Here is a 21,487-nt window from a genome sequence, read left to right on the forward strand (position 1 = left end):
GCACGAGTGAGCGACATCGCGGGTGAATTAGCGCGGGTGCACAGCGCCTTCGACCGACCCACCCTGCGGCTCCTCGACCGCAAGTGGGCGCCGTTCGTGCTCGCGGTGTTCAAGTCGTCGTTCAGCCGCGACCGGCGCAGTGTGCAGGCCGACCGGCTGCACACCCAGGTGGATGCCTACCTGGCCGACCTGCGTTCCATCGGCAGCGAGGTGCCCGGTAAGAACGGGCGGGCGCTCTGCGTGCAGTGGATGAACGACCAGTGGCTCTACCGGGAGACCGGCGACGACGACGAGGAGCAGTACTCGCTCACCTCGCACGCCCTCGAGGCCCTGCTGCTGGTCGAGGGGCTCTCCCGCGATCGCGCGCTGATCAGCGAATCCCGGCTCACCACCATCGTCGACACCGTGCGGCACCGTTCCACGCAGGCCAACCCGGACCGGGACGAACGCATCCGCCGGCTCGACCTGGAGATTGACGCGCTGAACGCCGAACGCGACCGGCTCGCCGCCGGCGGCGCCATCGCCGCGGCCTCGAACGATCAGATGCACGAGGGCTACGCCAACCTGATCGACCTGATCACCCAGCTGCCCAGCGACTTCAAGCGTGTCGAGGAGTCCGTCGCCGGCATGCACCGGCAGATCGTGAACGACTTCCGCGCCGAGGAACGCCCGATCAGCGAGGTCCTCGACGAGTACCTCTCCAAGACGGATGCGCTGATGTCCTCGACCGCCGAGGGCCGGGCCTTCGAGGGCGCCATCGTGCTGCTCCGAAACGACGACCTGCTCGCCAAGCTCAAGAACGACCTCGAGTCGATCATGCTGCACCCTTTCGCCCTGGAACTCAGCGCCGCCGACCGGCGCAGCTTCATGGGCACGGTCAGCCTGATCCGCAAGGGTGTCGACGACGTGCTCACTCAGCGGAACGGCCTGACCACCACCCTGCGCGAACACATCGTGAACCACGACGTGGTCAAGGACCGCGAACTCGAACGGTTGCTGCGGGAGATCAACAAGGAACTCGCCGTGTGGATGGAAACCGCCGGCCCCCGGTCGACGGTGACCGCGGAACTGATGCCGGGCACCCTGGAGCTCGAGCACCTACGCGAAAGGTTCTACGACCCCGGCGCGCACAAGGCGCCGCCGCCCCTCGAGGACGTCTCGGCCTTCGCCCCCGAACCGCCCACCCTGGATGCGATGCGCACCCAGGGCGGTCCGCTGCTGGCCGATCTCCGCGACGCCATGGTGAGGGCCTTCAGTGCCAACCGTGCCGCATCCGTCGGCGACGCCTTCAACAGCCTCGAGCCGGCCATGCGCCGGCCGGTCGAGATTCTCGGCCTGCTGCAGCTGGCCACCCAGGTCGACGCCGTCGACCGCACGGATGCCGCGGCCTCGACAGCGGGCTCAGACACCGAGTCCTTCGAGACCGTACGCCCCGACGGCTCCCGCCGCACCTTCAGGGTGCCGCGCATCACCTTGACCGACGACAACACCGCGGCGCTGGCCGCCCTGAACTATGGACCTGATCATGACTGACGACGTGACCACCGAAGCGCCCACCGACGCGACCGACGAGGGCGTGGAGAGCACCGAGACCACCGACGACGGCGCCCAGAGCTTCTCGCTCTTCGAGGGCGACGAGGGCGGCCTCACGGTGGAGCAGCGCCGCACCCTGGTGCTGCTGCTCAAGCACCGCTACATCTCCGCGGCCCTGCAGCCCGCCGAGTGGCGCACCCTGCTCGCCTCGCAGAGCCTGCTGAAGTCCCGCCTCAACGACCTGTTCCTCGATCTGCACGTCGACCTGCACTACGAGGTGGCCTTCAAGCGTCAGGCCCTCGGCGAGGGTGGGGAGCGGTTCCCGACCCTGCTACACGACGTGGCGTACACCCGTGAGGAGACCATCCTCCTGGTGCTGCTGCGCCAGCGGTTCCGCAGCGAACGGGCCAGCGGCGTCGACATCGTCATCGTGGACCGCGACAACCTGGTCGAGAACGTCGCGCACTTCCGGCCCGAGCACGCCACGGACAGGTTCGGTGACGCCCGCCGCGCCACCGCGGCCGTAGACAGCCTCGCCAAGGCCCGGGTGCTGCTGAAGACCAGCGACCCCGACCGGTTCCGGATCTCCGCGGTGATCGAGGTGCTGCTGCCGATCGAACGCCTCGGCGAGCTCTGGGAGTGGCTGGTGGAGCAGAACGGCCAGGAGCCGCCGGAGCAAGCCGGCTCCGATACGCTCGACGCTGACATTCTTGCCGCCGCCGCACCGGACAACGGTGCCGAACCCGATCCTGTCGAACCTGCCGACCCCGCCCTGGAGGCCGTTTCATGACCGATTCCCCGCTGTTCCACATGGACGGCGCCACCGAGGGAACCACCCAGTGGCGCGCCGAGTCCTTCCAGATGGTCAACTGGGGTGGCTTCCAGGGTCACCACGAGGTGGACTTCGCCGCTAGCGCCACCCTGGTCTCCGGCGCATCCGGTACCGGCAAGTCGAGCCTGCTCGACGCCTACCTGGCGCTGATGATGCCCTCCGACACCCCGTTCAACGGCGCGTCCAACGACGCCGGCTCCGGCCGGGCCCGCAGCGTCGACCAGCGCAACCTGATGACCTACCTCCGCGGCAAGACCGACTCCAGCCGCGAGGCCGACACCGGGGCGATGCACGACCAGGTGCTCCGCGGTGCCGACTCGGCCACCTGGGGCGCCGTGGCGATGACCTTCATCGACGACAACCAGCGCCGGTTCACGGTGCTGCGGGCCTACTTCGTGCCGCGCGGCGCGACCAAGTTCGCCGATGTGACCATGAAGATGGCCACCCGCGACGGCCGGCTGGACCTGCGCGAGCTCGCCGACGTCACCGAGGCCCGCTTCGACAAACGTGCCCTCAAGAACCGGTTCAGCGACCTGGACGTCTTCGACACCTACGCCGCGTTCTCGCAGACCCTGTACACCCGGCTCGGCATCGGCGCCAACGGCGAGGGCGGCAAGGCGCTGCGGTTGCTGGCCCGCATCCAGGCCGGCCAGCAGGTGAAAACCGTCGACGGGCTGTACAAGTCGATGGTGCTCGAAGAACCCGCCACCTACGCCGCCGCCGACAAGGCCGTCGACCACTTCGAAGACCTCGAACGCTCCTACGGCGCCATGGTCACCGAGGCGCAGAAGGCCAAGGTGCTCGAACGCCTGCCCGAACTGCACCGCGACTACGAGAGCGCCACCGAGAAGGCTGACCTGATCGACCGTTTCGGGGTGCACCGCGAGGGCGACACCCCGTTCGTGCTCTGGCAGCTGCTCACCGAGCACGGCCTGCTCGACGCCGCCGCCGACACCAACCGCGGCGCCCGGCGTGAGAACCAGGCCGCGTTCATCGCGGCCCGGGATGCCGAAACCGAGCTGAAGGGCCGGGTCGCCGACCTGCAGCACCAGCAGCGGGGCGCCGGCGGCGACGTTCTCGCCGCCCTGCAGAACGACCTCGACGTGCTGGCCGCCAAACGCGACGACGTGGCGGCCGAACGCGCCAGGTTCAACGACCGCATCTCCCTGTTGGGGGCCGTCGCCGGCAACGCCGACGAGACCGCCGACGACGCAGCTGCCGACGATGCTGCCGGTGCCGTCGCCATCACCTCGGCCGGCGACTTCGCCGCCGCGCAACTGGCCGCAGAGGGGTTCATCGCCCGGTTCGCCGCCTCCGAACAGGAGCTCGACCTCGAGCGGGTTTCCCTGCAGCGCACCGCCTACCCGGTCGAAGAGAAGATCCGCACCCTCAAGCAGGAGCACGCGTTCCTCAAGGGGCGCGCCAGCCTGGTTCCCCAGCACCTGCACAACGCCCGCCTGATGATCGCGGAGGCGGCGGGAATCCCCGCCGAGGAACTGCCTTTCGTGGCCGAGCTCATCGACATCGCCCCCGGTGAAGACGATTGGCGCCAGGCCGCCGAGGTCACCCTCGGCTCGGTCGTGCGGGTGCTGCTCGTCGACGAGACCCGGCTGGCCGCCCTCGGCCGCGCCATCGACCCGTTGCACATCCCGGTGCGCATCCACTTCGAAGGTGTCGCCCTGCACCCGCACCAGCAGGTGCAGCACGACCCGCGGTACGTCTCGGGCAAACTGACCTTCAAGGACTCCCCGTTCAGCCGCTGGGTGCAGGACCGCGTGCAGGCGCCCGCCATCGACGCGCTCTGCGTCAACAGTGCGGCCGAGCTCGCCGGCGACGGCTCCCGGGTCACCCCGAGCGGCCAGATCCGCCAGGGCAAGCGTGGCGCTCACGGGTGGAACAAGGAGCAGCGGGCCATCATCGGCTTCTCCAGCACCGTCCGTCTGGCCGAGATCAACGAGGAGCTGCGTGCGCTGAAGGCCTCCGCCGACTCCCTCGCGCAGCAGGCCTCCGCCAAGGCCGGGCAGATCATCGCCCTGCGCCGCTTGAAGGATGCCCACCAGCACCTGATCGACACCGCCTGGCTGGCCATCGATGTCGCCGGCGCCACGGCCAGGATCACCGCCAAGGAAGCCGAACGTGAACGCCTGCTCGCCGGCAGCGACGTGCTGCGCGGACTCCAGGACGAAGAAGCACGCCTGGCGGCCGAACTCGAGGCCGCCCAGAAGCTCAAGCACGAGACCGAGCGGGAAGCGTCCGCGCTCAGCGATGAGCACGCCGCGATCGTGGACCGGCAGGACATCGTGAACGTTCGGCTGGAGCGCATCCAGGCCGACGAGACCGTCACCCTGACCGAGGAGCACTCCGCCCACCTCGACGCCCAGTTCGCCGCCGTGGGCGACAGCACCGACCTGGCCAGCTTCGCGAACAGCGTCAAGCGGCTGCGCGAGCGGCTCACCGAGCAGTCCAGCCAGGACCGCGATACCGCCCGCAGCTCCAGGGACACCCTGATCGGCATCTTCGAGACCTTCCAGAGCCGCTGGCCCGACCCCAACATCGGTGTGGCGATGGAGTCCTACTCCAGCTACAGCGACATCCTCGACGCCGTCTACACGCTGGGACTCTACGAGAGGCGGCAGGAATGGAAGCGGCGCCTGTCCGCGTGGAGCGGGCAGGACCTGGTTCCGCTGGTCGGCGCGTTCACCACCTCGATCGAAGAGATCGAAGACCGGTTGCGGCCGATCAACGACATCCTGCGCACGCTGCCGTTCGGGGCCGGCCGGGACCGGCTGCAGATCTCGCTCCGTCGCCTGCACCGGGACGACGCCACGGCATTCCGCAAGGAGCTCAAGTTGCTCTCCTCCGGCTCGACCGAGGAGTTCACCGACGAGCAGACCGAGAGCCGGTTCACCCGGCTGCAGGCGTTCATGAACCTGATCCGCCGGCCGGACGAGCTGGACATCGCGGGGCCGGGCCGGACCACCGGTCGCCAGGGCGCCAAGGCCGAGTCGGATCGCGACCTGCTCCTGGATGTGCGCAGGCACGTGGAGATCACCGCGGTGCGCACCACCCCGGACGGCGTGGAAGTGAGCACCTACTCGTCGCTCGGCGGCAAGAGCGGCGGCGAGTCACAGGAGCTCGTCGCGTTCGTCGTCGGCGCGGCCCTGCGGTTCCAGCTCGGCGACGAGAGCCGTACCCGGCCGCGTTTCGCCCCGGTCTTCCTCGACGAGGGCTTCGTGAAATCGGACTCCGAATTCGCCGGGCGAGCCGTCGCGGCCTGGAAGGGCCTCGGTTTCCAGCTGATCGTGGGATCGCCGCTTGACAAGGTCACCGCCCTCGAACCGCACATGGACCTCGTGCTGTCGATGACCAAGAACACCGTCACGGGCTTCTCCTACATCACCCCGCTGATGTCACCGGAACCGACAACGGTCGAGCAGGCGGAGCCGGACAGCGCCGCGTCTGAGCGAAGCGTGGCCTGACCCGCGCGCCGGTCTGGCAGGTCACCTGAATCCGGCTTACGCTGGCCCGATGGTGTCAGTCCCGATGGTGTCAGAGCAGGATCTGCGACTGCCCGATGGCCGCGTGCTCCGGGTACACGACAGCGCTCCAGTCCCCGGGGCCGCCGGGGACTCCGGTGCGCCCGGGAACCCCGGTGCGGGCGGGGAGTGGGGCGATCTGGGCGGGTACGACCCGCTCGGCGAACCGGCCCCGGCCCGGCTCACGGTGCTCTGGCAGCACGGCTCGCCGCAGACCGGCGCCCTGCTCGAACCCCTGCTGGTGGCGGCGGCACAGCGGGACATCCGGCTGGTCTCGTACGGGCGGCCCAGCTACGGCGGTTCGACGCCGCTACCCGGCCGCACTGTCGCGTCGGCGGCGTCGGATGTGGCGGCCATCGCCGATGCCCTCAACCTGGGCCGGTTCGCGGTGATGGGCGCCTCCGGCGGCGGCCCGCACGCCCTGGCCTGCGCCGCACTGCTGCCCGAGCGGGTGACCGCCGCCGCGTGCCTGGCCGCGATCGCGCCCTTCGACGCCGGCGGTCTCGACTTCTTCGCCGGGATGGCCTCGGATGGCGCGCTGCGGGCCGCCCGCGCGGGCCGGCCGGCTCGCGAGCACTACCAGGCCACCGCGGAGTTCGACCCGGCCAGTTTCGTGGAACGGGACTATGCCGCGCTCAAGGGCGACTGGGCGTCGCTCGGGGCCGACGTGGGGGAAGCCTCGGCGGCCGGGCCCGACGGCCTGATCGACGATGACATGGCCTTCGTGGTGCCGTGGGGGTTCGACGTGGCGACGATTCGGGTGCCCGTGCTGATCGTGCAGGGCGGCCGGGACCGGGTGGTCCCGCCCGGGCACGGGGCCTGGCTGGCCCGGGCCATCCCGAACGCCGAGTACTGGGACTGCGCCGACGACGGCCACATCTCCATCCTCACCGAGTGCGCTCCGGCGCTGGACTGGCTGCTCGCGCACTCCTGAGCCCGCCCCTCCCGGCAGCCGCGAAAAAAGGAGATAGTGAAGTTATCAGGACTAGTGCCGGATTTTCGTCCTGAAAATCTCACGAAATCCTTCTATCGTGCTCACTACCCCGCCCCATCCAGACTTGGAGGCACATCATGAGGGCCATCGTCCACGACAGCTACGGCCCGGCCGACGTGCTGCGCCCCGCCGATATCAACCGGCCGAGCGTCGGCGACGACGACGTTCTCCTCCACGTGAAGGCCACCAGCCTCCACATCGGCGACTGGCACCTGATGGCCGGCCTGCCCCTCATGGTGCGGCCCGCTATCGGCTGGCGCGCGCCGAAGAACCGGGTGCGGGGCATGGATGTCGCCGGCCGGGTCGAGGCAATCGGCGCCCAGGTCACCCGCTTCAAGCCGGGCGATGAGGTCTTCGGCGTCTGCGAGGGGCCCTGGCCGAGTACGCCGTCGCCCGGGCCGACACGCTCGAGGCCAAACCGACGGCACTGAGCTTCGAAGAGGCCGCTGGCGTGCCCACCTCGGCCGTCACCGCCCTGCAGGCCCTCGCCCCCGTGCGGGCCGCCGGGCCGGGCGAGCGGGTGCTCGTGATCGGCGCCTCAGGTGCCGTCGGAGGCTACGCGGTGCAGCTGGCCAGGACGTTCGGCGCGCACGTGACCGGTGTGGCCAGCGCCGCCAAACTCGACTACGTGCGCTCGCTCGGGGCGGATGCCGTCGTGGACTACGGCCGGGGCGACATCACCCGGTCGGGAGAGCGCTACGACCTCGTGCTCGACACCGCCGGCAACCGGTCGGTCTCCTCGCTGCGCAGGCTCCTCGCCCGGCGCGGCACCCTCGTGATCGTCGGCGGTGAGGGCGGCGGCCGGGTCACCGGCGGTTTCGAGCGGGCCCTGCGGGCGCTGCTGCTGTCGCCGTTCGTACCCCAGAAGCTCACCGGCCTGGTGTCGACGATGCGCCAGGAGGATCTGCACACCCTCGCCGGGTTTCTCGCCAGCGGTGCGATCCGGCCCGTCATCGACACGGTGTATCCCCTTGCCGAGGCCGCGACCGCCATGCGCCGGCTCACCGATGGCAGCCTCCGCGGCAAGGTCATCATCATTCCCTGACGCTTGGCCCGCGCCGCCCGGATCATCGATCCGGACGGCAACTCCTGGGCCCTGCAGCAGATCTCATTGTCCTAACGGCCGCTCTCGTTCAGTTCTTCCCCGGCGACTCCCAGCAGGCCGGCCGCCCGGCGGAGGCCCGCGCTGGGATCCTGCGCCCACCGGCCGAGCACGATGTTCGCGCGATTGCGCGCCGGGCCGGTCAGGGCGTCGATCAGCGGCCTGACCACATCCGTCGTGAGTGGGTCGACGAGCGCGGGCAGTCGTGCGGTGCGCAGGAACCCCTCGATGCGGGTGAGGTCGGAGGCCCTCAGTATCCGCACGTGGGACTGCAGCAGCACCACGGCCGCCAGGCGGCGCTCGAAGACCGGCGCCGCCCAGAGCTCTGAGCTGAGCATCGTGAGGTCGTCGTGGTCGAGGCCGGGGTAGCGGCGGCCGGCATCGCGGATGGTGCCGCGGATGGCGCCCACCGATGCGCCGTAGAAGGTGAGGCCACCGCCCAGCCGGGCCCGATCGGCCTCGGCGCGCTCCCAGGAGCTCTCCCGCTGCAGGGTGGCGTCGATGAACTCGCCGGCAGCACTCATCCGTCAATTCTCCCGCAATCCGCGCCGGTGAGACCGTTGTGCACTCACCCCGCGGCCTGGGAGGCTGGTCCGCATGACTGACGCCGACCTGAAAGCACCCCTCCGCCGCTACCTGGAAGAGGGCCGGGAGGCCCTGATCTGGAAACTCGAGGGGCTCAGCGAGTACGACATCCGCCGGCCGTTGGTGCCGACCGGCACCAACCTGTTGGGCCTGGTGAAGCACATGGCCGGCGTCGAGGCCGGCTATCTCGGGGCGACCTTCGGCCGGCCCTTCCCCGAGCCGTTGCCGTGGATGGACGACGAGACCGAGCACAACGCCGACATGTGGGCCACTCTCGATGAGACCCGCACGGGCATCGTCGACCTGTACCGGCGGGTCGGGGAGCACTCTGAGGCCACCATCGACGCGGTGCCGCTGGACGGCCTCGGCCGGGTGGCGTGGTGGGCGGAAGGCCGCGACGTGGTGCCCCTGCAGCGGATCCTGGTGCACCTGATCGCCGAAACCCACCGGCATGCCGGCCATGCCGACATCGTGCGGGAACTGATCGACGGGGCGGCCGGGCTGCTGGCCGGCAACGACAACCTCCCTCCGGCCAGCCCGGACTGGTGGGTCGGCTATCGCGACCGGCTGGAGCAGACTGCCCGCCGGGCCTGAGGCCGACCCGGCGCCTCGACTGCGATCTGGACCGTTCCGACGCCTAAAATGGACTGCGCCTGAAAAGGCCACGCTGTTTACGCGCCGAAACCGCGCGCCCCAAATCGAAGGACGATGCCACCCGTGTCGAGAATCTCTGTCCGCCGGACCCTCATCGGCGCGAGCGCCGGCCTCGCCCTGCTCTCCCTCACCGCCTGCACCGGCCAACCGGTCGCCGGTGCGGCTGCCGACGCCTCGGCAGCCGACGGCTCCGGTCGTACCTACGCCCTCGTGGTGCACTCGGTGCCCGGCGACGCGTTCTGGGACGTCGTGAAGACCGGCGCCGAGGCCGCCGGAGACACCTACGGCGCCACGATCACCTACCAGGGCGACCCTGACGTGCAGAAGCAGAGCCAACTCATCGACACCGCGATCGCCGCCAAGGTCGACGGCATCATCGTGTCGATGGCCAACCCCGACGGCCTCCGCGGCGCCATCGCTGATGCCGTCGCCGCCGACATCCCGGTCATCACCATCAACTCCGGGGCCGAGGAATCCGCAGAGGTCGGCGCCATGACCCATGTTGGCCAGAGCGAGTACCTCGCCGGCCAGGGCGCGGGCACCCAGCTCACCGAGGCGTCGGCGAAGAAGGTCATCTGCGTCATCCACGAGGCCGGTAACGCCGGGCTCGAAGACCGGTGCCGCGGAGCCGCCGACACCCTCGACGGCAGCCTGACCAACCTGCAGGTCGACATCGCCAACGTGGCGGATGCGCAGAGCACGATCACGAGCGCTCTGCTGGCCGACCCGAGCATCGACGGTGTGCTCACCCTCAACTCGGCCGTCGGTGTCGCGGCCGCGCAGGCCGTCGCCGAGGCCGGCAGCGATGCCCAGATCGGTACCTTCGACGTGTCCGCCGATGTCACGAGCCTCATCGCGGGCGGCAGCATCCTCTTCGCCGTCGACCAGCAGCCCTACCTGCAGGGATACCTCCCGGTGGACTTCTTCGAGCTGTTCTACACGAACGGCAACGTTGTCGGCGGCGGCCAGCCCGTCTACTCCGGACCGGGCTTCGTCACCAAGGAGAACGCCGACCAGGTGGCGACGTTCGCCGGCAACGGCACCCGATGACGGTGTTGACCACCCCGGGCGAGACACCGGGCGCCGCCCCGGCCCCGGCGGACGAGCGGCTGGCGCGCACCCACCCGCTCGTGCGGCTGCTGCGCCGCCCAGAGATGGGCGCCCTGGTCGCCGCGCTGGCCATCTTCGTCTACTTCTCGGTGGCCACCAGCGCCTTCCTCTCGCCGGCCGGCGCGGCCACCTGGCTCTACTCCGCATCGCTGTTCGGCATCATGGCCGTCGCCGTGGCGATGCTCATGATCGGCGGCGAATTCGACCTCTCGGCCGGTGCCATGACCGGCACCACCGGCCTGCTCGTCGGCGCGTTCACCACCCAGTGGGGCATGAACCTCTGGCTGGCGATGCTGCTGGCCCTGCTGATCGCCCTGTCCGTCGGCGCCTTCAACGGATTCCTCGTCGTGAAGACCGGCATTCCGAGCTTCATCGTGACGCTGGGCACCTTCTTCATCCTGCAGGGCCTCAACCTGGCCGGCACCAAGCTGGTCACCGGCCAGGTCGCCATCCAGGGCATGACCCTGGTGCCCGGTTTCGACGCCGGCAAGGTCATCTTCGGCTCCACCATCCCGGTGGCCGGCCTGAACCTCAAGGTGTCGGTGTTCTGGTGGCTCGGCATCACGGCCGTCGCCAGTTGGATCCTGCTGCGCACCCGGTACGGCAACTGGATCTTCGCCATCGGCGGGCAGCTGCAGAGCGCCGTGCAGACCGGCGTGCCGGTCAAGCGCACCCGCATCGGCCTGTTCATGGGCACGGCCGCGGCCGGGTGGCTGGTCGGCATGCTCTCACTCTTCGACGTGGCCACCGTGCAGGCCACCACGGGCATCGGCCAGGAGTTCATCTACATCATCTGCGCCGTCGTCGGTGGCTGCCTGCTCACCGGCGGGTACGGGTCCGCGATCGGCGCCGCCCTCGGCGCCCTCATCTACGGCATGATCCTGCAGGGCATCGTGTTCGCCCAGTGGGACAACAACTGGCTCAAGGCCTTCCTGGGCGGGATGCTGCTGCTCGCGGTGCTGGTGAACCTCTCGGTGCGCCGCCAGGCGGGGGTGCGCGCATGAGCGCCGGCGGGTCAGCCATCCTCGAGGTGCGCGGAGTCGGCAAGGTCTACGGCTCGGTCATCGCGCTCAGCGGCGTCTCCACCTCGGTCGGCGCCGGTGAGGTGCTCTGCGTTCTCGGCGACAACGGAGCGGGCAAGTCGACCCTGCTCAAGATCCTCGCCGGCGTGTACCCGCACTCCTCCGGCGAGCTGCTGCTCGACGGGCGCGCCGAACACTTCACCGGCCCGCGGCAGGCGCTCGACGCCGGCATCGCCACGGTCTACCAGGACCTGGCGATCGTGGCACTGATGCCGGTCTGGCGGAACTTCTTCCTGGGCGCAGAACTCAGCGCCGGCTTCGGCCCTTTCTCGCGCCTGAAGGTCGCCGAGATGCGGGCGATCACGCTCGAACAACTGGGCCGGATGGGCATCGACCTCCGTGACGTGGACCAGCCCATCGGCACCCTGTCCGGTGGGGAACGGCAGTCTGTCGCCATCGCCAGGGCCATCCACTTCGGCGCCAGGGTCGTGATCCTCGACGAACCCACCTCGGCGCTCGGCGTCAAACAGGCCGGCGTGGTGCTGCGCTACGTGGCCCAGGCCCGCGACCACGGCCTCGGTGTGGTGTTCGTCACCCACAATCCGCACCACGCCTACCCGGTGGGGGACAGGTTCCTGGTGCTCAACCGCGGGGCCAGCCTGGGCGAGTTCGACAAGGACGGCATCAAGATCGACGAGCTCACCCGGCTGATGGCCGGCGGCGCCGAGCTGGACTCACTCGCCCGGGAACTCGGGCGGGACTGACCTACGGCTCCCGGGGAATCAGCCGTTCGGCCAGGAACTCGACCGTGCGATCAAGCGCGGCCCTGGTGGGGTGCCCGGGCTCGTCGACGAGGCTGACCGTGAGCACGCAGTGCGCCGATGACGCGATTCCGGCCGCGTTGCCCGGCGACGAATCGATCTCGATGCTCTCGAAACCGGCACCGAACTCCGTACGCAGGGTCTGAAACCGTTCGGGCGGGCACCCGCGGTCGTCGGTGAACCGTAACGCCAGGATGCCGAGCCCCTCCGGGCCGTCGGTGGTGCGCTCCTTGAGGGTGTCGATGTCCCGCGGCGCCAGGCCGATCGAGGCTCGCCCGGACGCTCCGAGGGGGAGGGGCAGCGCCGGCTGGCTCAGCACCGCGGCCAGCACCGCCGGCTCCAGGGCCGTGGCCAGGGCGAAGCCGCCGGTGAGGCACATGCCGATCACCCCCACCCCGGTGCCACGACTCGGGTCGACGCCAGCCGTGTTCGAGCCAGCCGTGCCTGCGTCAGCCGTGCCTGCGCCAGCCGTGCCGGCGCCGTCGGCCCAGGCCTGACGCACCAGCGCCCGCAGCCATCCCGTGGCGCCCGCCGGCTGGCGGGTGAGCCCGCGGAACTCCCTGGACACACAGATGCGGCCGATGGCGCGCAGCATCGCGCCCGTGGTGACCACCGCACCCGGCGTCCCGAACAGGCTCGGCAGGTACACCCTGAAACCGCGGTCGACCAGGCGGCGCGCCAGGTCGACCACACCGGGATGGAGCCCGGGGATCTCGTGAAGGAGCACCACGCCCGGTCCGTTCCCGGCCGTGAAGACCTGGTGCGAATAGCCATTGTGACTGAACGCGGACTCGGTGAAGCCCGTAAGCGCTGGGGGTGGCTGGGTCATGGCTTTGAAGATAGCCCCCTCCGGCGGATGAGCCCACGTGGCGGCGTCTCATCCGTTTCGGGGGAATCCGAAATGGCACCATCGGCGGGACGCAGATTGATTGCTACCGTCTGCGGCGAGAGGCCGGCGTGCCGATGTGGTGCGCCTGCCGAACACCGCAGAAACCGAACCCCGCAGAAACCGAACCCCGACAGGGCCCAGCCCTGGAAATGGAGCGATACCCATGGCCACAGGAACAACGCCGATATTGGATGTGGCGGCCGAGATCAACGCTGTCTCGCTGGCCCGCACCGACCTGGACCCGCGCACGCTGATGATCGCCAGGATCGCGGCCCTGGTGGCCGTCGATGCCCCGGTCGGATCGTATTTCATGCACGTCGGACCGGCAGTGGAGATGGGGCTGAGCGCCGATGACATCGAGGACGTCCTGGTCGCCGTTGCGCCGATCGTGGGCACTCCACGGCTTCTGTCGTCGGCGCGCAAGATCGTGGAGGCCTTCGACCTCGCCATCCAACTCGATTCAGAAGGCGACACCCAGTAACGCCGGAGTCCAGCGTGGCCGCTCCGAGCGGCCCGTCCAGTGAGGAGCGCCACCAGTGAAAAAGCCCGTCGTCTTCCTGACCCTGCTGGTGCTCCTTGCCGGATGCTCCGCCGCCGACGGCACCGATCCGTCGCCGAGCAGTACCGCCCCGTCAGCGTCGTCCACCCCGTCGGCTGGGCAGACCGCATCGCCGCCGACCGACGAACAGGTCACCTGGGCCGGCACGGTCTGCAGCGACACGTCGACCCTGGAGGCCGACGTCCAGGAGCTCGCAATGGCGGCAGCCACCGACGTTGATGAGGTGGGCACCGCGGTGTCAGACCAAATGGACACCATCTCCGCCTCGGCGAGCACACTGGTCGACACCGTCAAGTCCCCGCCGGAGAACCTCGGCGACGATCCGGAGTTGCTGGCCGTGCAGGACTCGATCGACGCCGTCGACCAGTCGTTGAAGTCCCTCCAGGCCAGCGCCAGTGCCGTGGAGGGCGCCACCGGTGCTGACCTGGTGGGCGCGCTCGCGACGCTCGTCGGTGGCACCGGCGCCGTGATCGCCAACGTCGCCGAGACCGTGCAGACCATCACGATGGCAACCCGGGACACCTCCAGCACCCTCGGCCAGGCCTTTCGGGCCGCACCCGAGTGCGCCACCCTCACCACCTAACCGCGACCCCGTCCATTGGGTGATCTCGACAGGCTCGATCAGCGGGTGAGGGCGCCGGCGGGATGCCGTTTGGGCCGCGCACAGGGGAGTCCCAGGATGCGGCGGGAATGAAACACAGGTCCAAACGTTGACTTGAGTCGAGGGCACTCAAGTTTTGGGTTTCCTCCTCGTATCGATTCCCCAGGAGGTTTCCTTGCCTACATACTTCGGCCCGACCGGTTCCGAAAACGGTTCGTTCGACGAATTCCTGGCCCGCTACCTGCAGGGCCAGCGCCAGGCGCAGTCCGGCCGTCCCATCGAGATCACCCGGCTGCTCAGCCGCCGCACCCACGAACTCCTCGTGCAAGCGGCCAAGTTCGCCCACGGCCACGGCCACGCCCACGTGGACGCCCTGCACCTGCTTCGGGTCATGGTGGAGCAGGAACCCGCGGTCTCGGCCATCCGCCAGGCCGGTGGCGACCCCGCCGCGATCGTGACCGCCGCCGACGAGCGTCTCCCGGAGTCGAGTGACCAGCAAGCCACGTCGGCGCCGGCCCTCACGCCGTCCGCGCAGCGCGCCCTGCTGGATGCCCACCAGGTCGCCCGCGCCTTCGGCTCCACCTACATCGACCCCGAACACCTGTTCTTCGCGTTCGTGGTGAACCAGGACGCCCCCGCCGCCCAGGTGCTGGCCGCCGCCGGCGTCACGGCCGAATCGCTGCAGGCCGGTGCCCAGCAGGCAGCGAACGAGGACGCGCAGACCGAAAGCGGCGTCGCGAAGAACGGCGAGGCATCCGACACCCCGATGCTCGACACCTACGGCGTCGACCTCACCGAGCGCGCCCGCTCCGGCAAGCTCGACCCGGTGATCGGCCGCGGCGACGAGATCGAGCAGACCGTCGAGATCCTCTCCCGGCGCACCAAGAACAACCCGGTGCTGATCGGCGAGGCCGGCGTGGGCAAGACCGCCGTCGTCGATGGCCTGGCCCAGGCCATCGTGGACGGCTTGGTGCCCGAGCAACTGCGCGGCAAGCGCGTCATCGCGCTCGACCTGCCCGCCATGCTCGCCGGCACCCGCTACCGCGGCGACTTCGAGGAGCGCCTCACCAAGACCATGGATGAGATCAGCGAACGCAGCGATCAGATCATCGTCTTCATCGACGAGCTGCACACCGTCGTCGGTGCCGGCGGCTCCGGCGAGGGCGGAATGGACGCCGGCAACATCCTCAAGCCGCGCCTGGCGCGCGGAGAGCTGCACGTCGTGGGTGCCACCACCCTGAACGAGTACCGCAAGGTCGAGAAGGACCCGGCGCTGGAACGCCGTTTCCAGCCCGTGCGGGTGGGCGAGCCCGGCATCGAGGATGCCGTGAAGATCCTCGCCGGCCTGCAGGAGCGTTACGCCGAGCACCACTCGGTGCGCTACACGGATGCCGCGATCCGCGCCGCCGTGGAAATGAGCGCCCGGTACATCCCGGACCGGTTCCTGCCCGACAAGGCCATCGACCTGATCGACCAGGCCGGCGCCCGTACCCGCCTGGCCCTCGGCTCCCGCGTGGACGTCGCGGGCTTGCGTGAGAAGCAGTCCGCGCTCGAGTCGGCGAAGGCCCAAGCGGTCGCCGCGGAACAGTACGAGGAGGCGTCCCGGTTGCGCGACGAGGCCGAGACGGTCTCGGCGAGCATCGACGCGGCCATCGTCAGCCAGGGTGGTGAGGACTCCGGTCCGTCCGCCGTGGTGGACGAGGCCGAGATCGCAGCGATCATCGCCAGGTCCACCGGCATCCCGGCGAGCCGCCTCACCGCGGGGGACCGCGAACGTCTGGCCACGCTCAAGGATGACCTGCACCAGCGGGTCATCGGGCAGGACGACGCGGTGAACGTGATCGCCAAGGCCGTGCGGCGCAACCGCACCGGCATGGGCGACGCCTCCCGGCCGGTCGGCAGCTTCCTTTTCCTCGGCCCCACCGGGGTGGGCAAGACCGAGCTGGCCAAGTCCCTGGCCGCCTCGCTGTTCGGTGAGGAGAAGGCCATGCTGCGCTTCGACATGAGCGAGTTCAGCGAACGCCACACCGCCAGCCGCCTGGTCGGCGCCCCTCCCGGCTACGTCGGTTACGACGAGGCCGGCCAGCTGACCGAACACGTGCGGCGGAACCCGTATTCGGTGGTGCTGCTCGACGAGATCGAGAAGGCACACCCGGATGTCTTCAACCTGCTGCTGCAGGTGCTGGACGACGGCCGGCTCACCGACGGCCAGGGGCGCACGGTGGACTTCCGTAACACGGTCGTCATCATGACGTCGAACATCGGCTCGGAGGTGCTGGCCAGCCGCAGCGGCGCGCTCGGCTTCACCGCGGATCTCGACGGCGCCGGCAACGGCTTCGGTTCGGAGAAGGCGTTGCGCGACCGGGTGATGGCCAAGCTGCGCGAGGCCATGCGGCCCGAGTTCCTCAACCGCATCGACGAGATCGTGCTGTTCCGGAAGCTCGATCAGCCGCAGCTCCGCCAAATCGTGCGGCTGCTGCTCGAGCAGACCCGGTCGCGCCTTACGTCCCAGCACCTCGGCCTTACCGTGAGTGACGAGGCCGTGGATTGGATCGCCGAGCGGGGGTACCAGCCCGAATACGGGGCGCGGCCACTGCGCCGTGTCATCCAGCGTGAGCTCGACGACCGCATCGCCGACCTCCTTGTCGACTCCCGCTTGGCTGCCGGCGCAGAGGTCACGGTATCCGTCGCCGACGACACCCTCGTCGTCGCAGCAGTTCCGGTGCAGCTCCCACTGGCGGCCTGAGGCGGTAGGACCGGCGCCGGGGCGCAGCCTCAAGCCATGAAGCTGCCCTGGTGTCGGCCCAGTTCCTGCTGCTGACCGGCAAGCCTGCCGGCGGTCGTCCGGCTGAAGTCCTGAAGGCAGGAAGTCGTAAGCAGTCCGTAAGGCCTGACGAAGGCGCCATCGGGGAGGATGGAGGGAGACGATACGAGTCCATTTCGGTGAGAACCGTGGCCAAAGGATATCTTCATGAACATGCGCAAGGTCTTCACCACTGTGGCCCTGATCGTCGCGGTGGTCGCAGGGGTGAGCGGCTGTGCCGGCAGCCCCGCCAGCAGACAATCCGATAGCCCGTCCGGTACCGGATCCGACAGCTCAGTCGAAGCGACGGCCACCCCGGCCACTCCGGCGGCAGGCGAGGCGCCCACCCCGGCCGTAGCCGCCGGTGCCTACATCGAGTATTCCGACGGAATCGTCGCGAAGACCGAGGGCACCAAGGTGCTCTTTTTCCATGCGTCCTGGTGCCCGAATTGCCGGGCACTGGAGAAAGACATCAACGCGGGCCCGATCCCTGCCGGGCTCACCATCATCAAGGTCGACTTCGACAACTCCGCCGAACTGCGTCAGCAGTATGGCGTCACCCTGCAGACGACCGTGGTCTACGTCGACGACGACGGGTCCGAGCTCGGCAAGGCGATCCTCGCCGAAGATCCCAGCCTCGACGCCCTCGTCGCCGCGGCACCGTAGTGAATGGTTTGCTCCTGGTGAGCTTTGCCGCCGGAATCCTGACCGTCGCTGCCCCCTGCGTGCTGCCGCTCCTGCCCGTGATCGTGGGCGGATCGATTGTGAGCGAGGATGCCGACCCGCGTCGGGCGCGCCTGCGACCGCTGGTCATCGCCGCCTCCCTGGCCGTCAGCGTGGTCGCGTTCACCCTGCTGCTGAAGGCGACCACGGCATTGCTGGGTATTCCGCCGCAGGTGTGGCAGATCATAGCCGGTGGCATAGTGGTGCTGCTGGGCGTGAACTTGCTGGCCCCGGCGATCTGGGAGCGAGTCTCATCCGCCTTCGGCCTGCAGAATCGGAGCAACCGCGCACTGGACGCGTCGATCGGGCGACAGAGCCTGGGCGGGGATGTCCTCACGGGGGCTGCGCTCGGGCCGGTCTTCAGCAGTTGCAGTCCCACCTACGCGCTCATCGTCGCGACCGTGCTTCCGGTCTCTTTCGGCGAGGGGCTCCTCTACATCGTCGTCTACGCGGTCGGCCTCGCCGGCACGCTCATGCTGGTGGCCTACTTCGGACGGTCCTTTGCCAGGCGGCTGGGCTGGCTGGCCAACCCATCGGGGTGGTTCCGCCGGGCCATCGGTGTTGCCTTCATCCTCGTCGGGATCGCTGTCGTGTTCGGGCTCGACAAGGCCCTGCAGTCGTTCGTCCTCGACCTCGGCTGGTACGACCCGATCGCCGGGCTCGAGGAGCTTCTGCGCTCCTGAGCCGCTGCGTCTGCCCAACGGCGACCGCTCGGCCGCGTGACGGATTCGATCCCGCGCTCTCCCGGTCGGGGGACGACACCCAGCCCCACCACCAGTGGCTAAACTGGTCGTTTGATTTGAGGGGTGTTTGAGTGGTTGATCAGGAGCTCGCGCGCGAACAGGATTACGTCGCCACGCTGTACGCGCGCCTCGACGCGCTGCAGCGGGAGGCCGAGGCGCAGCTGAAGGCCGTGCGGATGCTCGACGTCGGCGGAAACCACCAGTCCAGATCAGAGCGCGACACCTTCGCCCGCACCTACGAGGACCGCATCGTGCAGCTGCGTGAGGTCGACGACCGCCTGGCGTTCGGCCGGCTGGAGACTACTCCCGAAGACGACGACGACAGCCCGGTCTACCGATACATCGGGCGGGTGGGCCTCCGCGACGAGAACCTGCAGCCGATCCTGCTGGACTGGCGGGTGCCGCAGGCCAGCGCCTTCTACCAGGCCACAGCCGCGACGCCGCTCGGCGCCCGCTCCCGCCGGCACCTGCTCTCCAGCGGCCGCCGGATCATCCGCATCGAAGACGAGATCCTGGATGCCGCGCTGCTGGACGGCGACACCGCCAACCTGCACCAGGGCGAGGGGGCGCTGCTCTCCGCGCTGACCGCCCAGCGCACCGGGCACATGAGCGACATCGTCTCGACCATCCAGGCCGAACAGGACCGCATCATCCGCTCGGGGCTGAACGGGGTGCTCGTCGTGCAGGGCGGCCCCGGCACCGGCAAGACCGCCGTGGCGCTGCACCGCGCGGCCTACCTGCTCTATACACACCGCGACCGCCTGCAGAACTCCGGCGTGCTCATCGTCGGCCCGTCCACCTCGTTCCTGCAGTACATCGAGGCCGTGCTGCCGTCTCTGGGCGAGACCGGGGTGGTGCTCGCCTCGGTGGGCCAGCTGTTCCCCGGCGTCGAGGCCAGCCACGAGGATGCGCCGGCCGCCGCCGCGCTGAAGGGCCAGACCTTCATGGCCGACCTGATCGCCCGGGCCGTGAAGAGTCGGCAGAAGGTGCCAGCCACCAGCCAGAAGCTGCTCGTGAACGGCGACACCCTTGTACTCAAGCCCCAGCTGATCGAGTCCGCCATCCATCGGGCCCGCTCCGGCGGCAAGCCGCACAACGAGGCCCGCGTGGTCTTCGTCAAGCACGCACTGAACTCCCTGGCCCGGGAGTGGCTCGAGCAGCTCAAGATGCAGGGCCGGTCGATGGACGACACCGACCTGCCGATGCTGCGCGAAGACCTGCGCCTGGCCGACGACGTGCGGGTGGCGCTGAACACGGCGTGGTTGCCGCTCACCCCGCAGAAGCTCGTGCAGGACCTCTATGCCCGGCCGCAGTGGCTCGAAGAACTCACCCCGCGCTGGCGGGCCGCCCAGCGGGCGCTGCTCTACCGGGCCCGTGACGCCGACTTCACGATCGCCGACATCCCGCTGCTCGACGAGGCCGCCGAGCACCTCGGCGAGTACAGCGCCGTTGACGCCGCGCAGAAGCGCGAGGCCAAGGAACAGCGCAAGCGCGACATCGAGAACGCCGAACTGGCCATTGCGAACATGGACGTGAAGGGCCTCGTGAACGCGAAGGCCCTCGCCGACAACTTCGCCGAACTCGGCGACCGGGCCACCACCGCCGAACGGGCGGCGCTGGATCGCAGCTGGACCTACGGGCACGTGATCGTGGACGAGGCTCAGGAGCTCTCGCCCATGCAGTGGCGGCTGCTGATGCGCCGCGGCCCGCGTCGCTCGTTCACCATCGTGGGCGACATCGCCCAGGCCGCCGCGGCCGCGGCCGCCGACAGCTGGCGGGAAGCGTTGGCGCCCGTGCTGGAGGCCTCGTTCGAGGCCGACCGGTGGCGACTCGAGGAACTCACGGTCAACTACCGCACCCCCAGCCAGATCGCCGAGGCCGCCGAGAAGATGGCCGTGGCGCACGGCCTGCCGATCACCGCGTCCCGCACGGTGCGCGCCAGCGACTGGCCGGTCGAGGTGCTCACGGATGCGCTCGACGCGGTGCGCCGCGAACGCGCGCTGGGCGTGGGCGGCACCGTGGCGGTGATCGTGGTGGAGGAGCACATCGACGCCCTCGCCGCGACCCTCGGCGCCGAATTCGGTGATGTCGTCGGCCGGGGTGCGCTCGGCCTGCTGCGGGAGGTGGCCCTGCTCACCCCGCAGGACTCCAAGGGGCTGGAGTTCGATGCCGTGATCGTCGTGGATCCCGCCGCCATCGTGGCGGCATCCGAACGCGGCGCCGGTGCGCTCTACGTGGCGATGACCCGCGCCACGCAGCGCTTGTACCTGGTGAGCGACGGCCCGTTGCCCGCGGGTCTGGGCGACCTGCCCTAGCGCTTCATCGGCTGGGCCTGGCAACTCGAGAGGGGCTATGGCCGCTCGGCCGGGCGGGGCCGGAGGGACCGGATGGTCGCGAGCAGCGCCTCACGGTTCACGGATGCCGGGCTGCGGATGGCCTGGATGGACGCGCCGTGGATGAGCGCCACGACCGTCGAAGCAAGGTCGTCGCCCGAGACGCCGCCCGCGCCCGCACCGGCACCCGCACCGGCACCCGTATCGGTGCCCGGGCCGGCCACCTCGCGGCAGACCGGCAGGAAGGCCTCCAGATACCGGCCGAAGGAGGCCTCGATGCGGGTGCGGAAGAGGTCGTCGCGGCGGGAGAAGTACAACGCGAACAGCAGCTCGACGCCCGCGTGGTGCTCGACCAGACGGTCGAGCTCGACCCGGATCATCCGTTCGAGGCGGTCCCACGGGGCCAGTGCTGACAGCGACGGGTCGGTGAGCGCGTTGAGGGTGCCGGTCAGCAGCCCATCGAGCAGGGCCTGGAGCAGGCCGTCCTTGGACTGGAAGTGGAAGAACACCAGGCCGGGGGAGATGCCGGCCGTGGTGGCGACGCGGCGGGCGGTGACGGCGTCCAGACCCTCGGTGAGGGCGATCCGGTAGGCGGCGGCCAGGATGGCGTCCGAGCGTTCCTGCTCGGGCAGTTTGGGTCCGCCCAT

The 21,487-nt window shown here is 69.7% G+C and carries 19 protein-coding genes; 16 read left to right on the top strand and 3 right to left on the bottom strand.

Annotated features, from left to right (window positions below; all coding sequences use genetic code 11):
• Positions 1 to 6 precede the first annotated feature (6 nt).
• The 6 genes from BJQ95_RS07335 (at position 7) to BJQ95_RS07360 (ending at position 7,940) form a co-directional block, all read left to right on the top strand.
• Complete coding sequence (locus BJQ95_RS07335) at positions 7 to 1,533, top strand: DUF3375 domain-containing protein (RefSeq protein ID WP_130178268.1); 1,527 nt, start codon at positions 7 to 9, stop codon at positions 1,531 to 1,533.
• On the top strand, positions 1,526 to 2,323 hold the full coding sequence (locus tag BJQ95_RS07340; protein ID WP_165384963.1) for a DUF4194 domain-containing protein: 798 nt from the start codon (positions 1,526 to 1,528) through the stop codon (positions 2,321 to 2,323). The genes BJQ95_RS07335 and BJQ95_RS07340 overlap by 8 nt, the downstream gene beginning before the upstream one ends.
• The gene (locus BJQ95_RS07345; RefSeq protein ID WP_130178270.1) at positions 2,320 to 5,844 is read left to right on the top strand and encodes an ATP-binding protein; all 3,525 of its coding nucleotides are present in this window, start codon (positions 2,320 to 2,322) and stop codon (positions 5,842 to 5,844) included. The genes BJQ95_RS07340 and BJQ95_RS07345 overlap by 4 nt, the downstream gene beginning before the upstream one ends.
• A 49-nt stretch (positions 5,845 to 5,893) precedes the next feature.
• Positions 5,894 to 6,835: an alpha/beta fold hydrolase gene (locus BJQ95_RS07350; RefSeq protein ID WP_240694811.1), complete on the top strand. Its 942-nt coding sequence runs from the start codon at positions 5,894 to 5,896 to the stop codon at positions 6,833 to 6,835.
• Between the two features lie 137 nt (positions 6,836 to 6,972).
• Positions 6,973 to 7,326 carry an alcohol dehydrogenase catalytic domain-containing protein gene (locus BJQ95_RS07355; protein ID WP_256041569.1) on the top strand — a complete coding sequence of 118 codons (354 nt, stop codon included), beginning with the start codon at positions 6,973 to 6,975 and terminating at the stop codon, positions 7,324 to 7,326.
• Between the two features lie 20 nt (positions 7,327 to 7,346).
• A complete protein-coding gene (locus tag BJQ95_RS07360; protein ID WP_256041570.1) occupies positions 7,347 to 7,940 on the top strand; it encodes an NAD(P)-dependent alcohol dehydrogenase in 594 nt (197 codons plus the stop codon).
• Positions 7,941 to 8,011: 71 nt separating this feature from the next.
• Here BJQ95_RS07360 and BJQ95_RS07365 read toward each other — a convergent pair whose 3' ends face one another.
• Positions 8,012 to 8,521 (bottom strand): DNA alkylation repair protein, encoded by a 510-nt coding sequence (locus tag BJQ95_RS07365; protein ID WP_130178272.1) that lies wholly within the window; start codon positions 8,519 to 8,521, stop codon positions 8,012 to 8,014.
• 73 nt (positions 8,522 to 8,594) lie between these two features.
• Here BJQ95_RS07365 and BJQ95_RS07370 point away from each other — a divergent pair, with 73 nt between their 5' ends.
• The 4 genes from BJQ95_RS07370 to BJQ95_RS07385 all read left to right on the top strand — a co-directional run bounded on the left by BJQ95_RS07370 (position 8,595) and on the right by BJQ95_RS07385 (position 12,132).
• The gene (locus tag BJQ95_RS07370; protein WP_130178273.1) at positions 8,595 to 9,176 is read left to right on the top strand and encodes a DinB family protein; all 582 of its coding nucleotides are present in this window, start codon (positions 8,595 to 8,597) and stop codon (positions 9,174 to 9,176) included.
• Between the two features lie 114 nt (positions 9,177 to 9,290).
• The gene (locus tag BJQ95_RS07375; RefSeq protein WP_130178274.1) at positions 9,291 to 10,286 is read left to right on the top strand and encodes a substrate-binding domain-containing protein; all 996 of its coding nucleotides are present in this window, start codon (positions 9,291 to 9,293) and stop codon (positions 10,284 to 10,286) included.
• Positions 10,283 to 11,350, top strand: coding sequence for an ABC transporter permease (locus BJQ95_RS07380; RefSeq protein ID WP_130178275.1), 1,068 nt, complete (start codon positions 10,283 to 10,285; stop codon positions 11,348 to 11,350). Before BJQ95_RS07375 ends, BJQ95_RS07380 begins: the two co-directional genes overlap by 4 nt.
• Positions 11,347 to 12,132 (top strand): ATP-binding cassette domain-containing protein, encoded by a 786-nt coding sequence (locus BJQ95_RS07385; protein ID WP_130178276.1) that lies wholly within the window; start codon positions 11,347 to 11,349, stop codon positions 12,130 to 12,132. Before BJQ95_RS07380 ends, BJQ95_RS07385 begins: the two co-directional genes overlap by 4 nt.
• A 1-nt stretch (position 12,133) precedes the next feature.
• Here BJQ95_RS07385 and BJQ95_RS07390 read toward each other — a convergent pair whose 3' ends face one another.
• Positions 12,134 to 13,018 (bottom strand): dienelactone hydrolase family protein, encoded by an 885-nt coding sequence (locus BJQ95_RS07390; protein WP_130178277.1) that lies wholly within the window; start codon positions 13,016 to 13,018, stop codon positions 12,134 to 12,136.
• 223 nt (positions 13,019 to 13,241) lie between these two features.
• On the opposite strand from BJQ95_RS07390, the gene BJQ95_RS07395 reads away from it, so the two are divergent.
• The 6 genes from BJQ95_RS07395 (at position 13,242) to BJQ95_RS07420 (ending at position 20,822) form a co-directional block, all read left to right on the top strand.
• On the top strand, positions 13,242 to 13,559 hold the full coding sequence (locus BJQ95_RS07395; RefSeq protein WP_165384964.1) for a carboxymuconolactone decarboxylase family protein: 318 nt from the start codon (positions 13,242 to 13,244) through the stop codon (positions 13,557 to 13,559).
• A gap of 55 nt (positions 13,560 to 13,614) precedes the next feature.
• Positions 13,615 to 14,220 (top strand): lipoprotein, encoded by a 606-nt coding sequence (locus BJQ95_RS07400; RefSeq protein WP_130178278.1) that lies wholly within the window; start codon positions 13,615 to 13,617, stop codon positions 14,218 to 14,220.
• A 193-nt stretch (positions 14,221 to 14,413) separates the two neighbouring features.
• Positions 14,414 to 16,984: an ATP-dependent Clp protease ATP-binding subunit gene (locus tag BJQ95_RS07405; protein WP_130178279.1), complete on the top strand. Its 2,571-nt coding sequence runs from the start codon at positions 14,414 to 14,416 to the stop codon at positions 16,982 to 16,984.
• A 225-nt stretch (positions 16,985 to 17,209) separates the two neighbouring features.
• Positions 17,210 to 17,707 (top strand): thioredoxin, encoded by a 498-nt coding sequence (locus BJQ95_RS07410; protein ID WP_130178280.1) that lies wholly within the window; start codon positions 17,210 to 17,212, stop codon positions 17,705 to 17,707.
• 17 nt (positions 17,708 to 17,724) lie between these two features.
• The gene (locus BJQ95_RS07415) at positions 17,725 to 18,447 is read left to right on the top strand and encodes a cytochrome c biogenesis CcdA family protein (RefSeq protein WP_240694813.1); all 723 of its coding nucleotides are present in this window, start codon (positions 17,725 to 17,727) and stop codon (positions 18,445 to 18,447) included.
• A 131-nt stretch (positions 18,448 to 18,578) separates the two neighbouring features.
• Positions 18,579 to 20,822: a UvrD-helicase domain-containing protein gene (locus tag BJQ95_RS07420; RefSeq protein WP_256041571.1), complete on the top strand. Its 2,244-nt coding sequence runs from the start codon at positions 18,579 to 18,581 to the stop codon at positions 20,820 to 20,822.
• A gap of 35 nt (positions 20,823 to 20,857) precedes the next feature.
• Here BJQ95_RS07420 and BJQ95_RS07425 read toward each other — a convergent pair whose 3' ends face one another.
• Positions 20,858 to 21,487, bottom strand: a complete 630-nt coding sequence (locus tag BJQ95_RS07425; protein ID WP_130178282.1) for a TetR/AcrR family transcriptional regulator — start codon at positions 21,485 to 21,487, stop codon at positions 20,858 to 20,860.

The sequence above is a fragment of the Cryobacterium sp. SO1 genome, from assembly GCF_004210215.2.
In the GTDB taxonomy this organism is placed as follows: Bacteria; Actinomycetota; Actinomycetes; order Actinomycetales; family Microbacteriaceae; genus Cryobacterium.

Bases quoted from the DNA above. Each gene is read 5' to 3' on its own strand.
- BJQ95_RS07370 (WP_130178273.1), top strand. From the start codon at position 8,595: ATGACTGACGCCGACCTGAAAGCACCCCTCCGCCGCTACCTGGAAGAG.
- BJQ95_RS07395 (WP_165384964.1), top strand. From the start codon at position 13,242: ATGGCCACAGGAACAACGCCGATATTGGATGTGGCGGCCGAGATCAAC.
- BJQ95_RS07410 (WP_130178280.1), top strand. From the start codon at position 17,210: ATGAACATGCGCAAGGTCTTCACCACTGTGGCCCTGATCGTCGCGGTG.
- BJQ95_RS07355 (WP_256041569.1), top strand. From the start codon at position 6,973: ATGAGGGCCATCGTCCACGACAGCTACGGCCCGGCCGACGTGCTGCGC.
- BJQ95_RS07375 (WP_130178274.1), top strand. From the start codon at position 9,291: ATGCCACCCGTGTCGAGAATCTCTGTCCGCCGGACCCTCATCGGCGCG.
- BJQ95_RS07345 (WP_130178270.1), top strand. From the start codon at position 2,320: ATGACCGATTCCCCGCTGTTCCACATGGACGGCGCCACCGAGGGAACC.
- BJQ95_RS07380 (WP_130178275.1), top strand. From the start codon at position 10,283: ATGACGGTGTTGACCACCCCGGGCGAGACACCGGGCGCCGCCCCGGCC.
- BJQ95_RS07425 (WP_130178282.1), bottom strand. From the start codon at position 21,487: ATGGGCGGACCCAAACTGCCCGAGCAGGAACGCTCGGACGCCATCCTG.
- BJQ95_RS07385 (WP_130178276.1), top strand. From the start codon at position 11,347: ATGAGCGCCGGCGGGTCAGCCATCCTCGAGGTGCGCGGAGTCGGCAAG.
- BJQ95_RS07340 (WP_165384963.1), top strand. From the start codon at position 1,526: ATGACTGACGACGTGACCACCGAAGCGCCCACCGACGCGACCGACGAG.
- BJQ95_RS07350 (WP_240694811.1), top strand. From the start codon at position 5,894: ATGGTGTCAGTCCCGATGGTGTCAGAGCAGGATCTGCGACTGCCCGAT.
- BJQ95_RS07390 (WP_130178277.1), bottom strand. From the start codon at position 13,018: ATGACCCAGCCACCCCCAGCGCTTACGGGCTTCACCGAGTCCGCGTTC.
- BJQ95_RS07365 (WP_130178272.1), bottom strand. From the start codon at position 8,521: ATGAGTGCTGCCGGCGAGTTCATCGACGCCACCCTGCAGCGGGAGAGC.